The sequence below is a fragment of the Secundilactobacillus paracollinoides DSM 15502 = JCM 11969 genome, from assembly GCF_001311135.1.
Lineage (GTDB): Bacteria > Bacillota > Bacilli > Lactobacillales > Lactobacillaceae > Secundilactobacillus > Secundilactobacillus paracollinoides.
The window spans coordinates 1-2660 of sequence record NZ_BBAG01000125.1 but is presented as its reverse complement, the minus strand read 5'-3'; the positions used below and the strand labels follow the sequence as shown (position 1 = coordinate 2660).

Sequence of the window (2660 nt, the reverse complement as noted above, 5' to 3'; positions counted from 1 at the left end):
AGAACAATAATAAAAAATGCGTTCATCGATCATTTTCAGAATGACGATGAACGCATTTTTTGTGTTCGTGGATAGATGCAGTATCACTGCAATTGTGGACAAGGTTCATAATTGATGACACTGCAACATTGCTTTTTTGAGACTATTAATTAAAAGATACCACCTAATTAGAGACTAGTATGAAGCATTGCTATCGATAACCTAATCAGCAGTCGAGGGCGGATTCTCTGCAAACTAGGGTCAAAGCTATTAAGATACTTAACTAACAGTACACTGTAAGCTCAATATGAGTGGAATGCAGCAATTTGGCACGGAGCTGTGGTGTCGACATCAGTTAGCGACCGTTCTTGGGTCGGTTACTGATGTGCGAGTCGATGGAGATCCATTCGAGAGCTGCGCAGCAGAAATCGAATTAGCTTCATCGCGAGCCACCACACGGAGTGCCAAATTGCGGAATGCAACGGACATAGAGGACCTATGCCCCTTGATCAACCTTCTGAGAAGCAATGGTCTGCTCAATCGCTTTGCCAAGCCGCTGAATCCCAGTTACGATCTTCTCGTCGGTCATGTTGGAGTAATTCAAGCGGAACGTCCCAGGAATGACCTTGTCGGCGTAGAACGGTTCACCGGGGACAAACGCCACATCATTTTTGATGCAGGTATTAAAGAGGTCTTGGGTGTTAATGTCACCAGGCACCTCGACCCAGATAAACAGCCCGCCTTCAGGATGACTGTAGTGCACACCCTTTGGGAAATAGGTCTCGATGGCATCCATCATGACCCCTTCGCGTTCGCGGTAAACGGCTTTAATTTTCGCAATATGGTCATCAATGTTGTATTCACCCATGAATTTAGCGATGATGTGCTGTGTCAAATTGTCGGAGTGCACGTCGGCGGATTGTTTCATTAACGTAAACTTCTTAACAAGTTTCTTTTCGGCAACGATCCAACCGATCCGCAACCCAGGGGCTAAGATCTTCGAGAAGGTGCTCATGTAGATCACGCGCTCGTCATCGTCAATACTCTTGATCGGCGCAACGTCGTCACCAGCGTAACGGATGGCGCCGTATGGGTCGTCTTCAAGGATGATCACGTCATACTTTTTAGCAATTTCAATCATTTTCTGACGTCGGTCAAACGGCATTGTCCGACCGGTTGGGTTCTGGAAACTTGGAATGGTGTAGATAAACTTGGTGTTCGGGTTGGCAACTAAGGCCTGCTCCAACGCATCAATCTTCATCCCGTCGTCGTCCATCTCAACGCCAACTAAGTGGGCGCCATAGGTCCGAAAGACATCCAAGCACACAGGTAGGTCGGTTGTTCAACGATCACCGTATCGCCGGGGTTCACAAACATCTTCGCGGTGAGATCGATGGATTGCTGCGACCCGGTGGTAATAATAATGTTGTCTGCCGTCGTGTGAATGTTGGACTTGACCATCCGCTTAACGATCTGCTCGCGAAGCTCAGGTAACCCGTTGGCAACACTGTACTGCAGCGCGGCTCGGCCAGATTCATCGTAGACTCATCAGTTACTTTTTTAAGTTCGTCAACTGGAAATAATTCCGGTGCTGGCAGGCCACCTGCAAATGAGATGATCTTGTCAGAACCCGCCACCTTCAAAATGTTGCCGACGGGGTCTTCGTCGCTTTCTGGAACACGGTCTGAGTAGTGATAGTTCATGCTTGAGCGCCTGCCTTTTCTGTTGTCTGTGCGTCCGCTGTGTTTTCAGCAGGCTTGTGATATTTACGCATCATTTCGGCCATGTGGACTTCGTGAACCACAAACTCATGAGTCCGGCAAACGTAGTCATGTTCGCGGCCGATCTTTGCGATGTACCCGTTGATGTAATCCACTTCGGTTGGGCGACCTTTTGAAAAGTATTGGTACATTGATGGGTAGTGATACTTGTACGCTTTAGAAACCGTGATCACAGAATCCGTTTCTTGTTGCCGGGTCTCAATTAAGTGAATACCAGCTCGTTCGCAGGCATCAAACGCTTCGTTGAAGAGTTGCTCAGACATTTCACGGACACCATCGTACTCAATGAACTGCACCATTTGCATTTCAAACATGGTACAAAGGGTGTTCGTAACGGCGTTGAAAACGACCTTGGACATGCACATGCCCTTCCATTCGTCGGAGAAGATCGGCCCTAATTTTGCCTGAGTGAAGTCATCGAAAATGGCCTGAACTGTTTCGTCTGGTTTTTCGTTGTTGTAACGCGCCATGTGCATCTGTTCTGAATCAACGGCGCCCATGAAGTCAACGTTTGCTGGGCCATCCATCCGGGTGGCGATCATGGCGCTCCCACAAACGATGTGGTCTGCTGGGAAGTAGTCAGCAATTTTTTCAAAGTGTCCCATGCCGTTCATGGCTGAGAAGACGTACTGGTCATCGTGGAAGATGCCAGCCTTGTTATCGCGGTCAAGTTCCTCCGCAAGTTGCATTTGTTTTTTAAAGACGATCCAAACATCTGGATGACCGGTGTATTCTTCAGGGTAGTAAATATTGATTGGCACGATATGCCGATTTTCGTGGTCACGGGCTACAGAAACACCGCCTTGGCTACGAACCTGTTCAACGTTTGGTTCCCAAGTATCAATAAAGTCAACATCTACGCCGGCGTTTTCTTGTAACATGACACCGTACCGATATCCC

1 protein-coding gene and 1 pseudogene are annotated in these 2660 nt (G+C 47.9%); both read right to left on the bottom strand.

What is annotated here, in order from left to right; genetic code table 11:
• Nucleotides 1-475: 475 nt before the first annotated feature.
• Nucleotides 476-1682: pseudogene (locus JCM11969_RS16330) on the bottom strand (aminotransferase-like domain-containing protein).
• A partial coding sequence (locus tag JCM11969_RS16325; protein WP_156319419.1) for a ketopantoate reductase family protein occupies nucleotides 1679-2660 on the bottom strand: 982 nt, incomplete at its 5' end. The pseudogene JCM11969_RS16330 and the gene JCM11969_RS16325, both read right to left, overlap by 4 nt.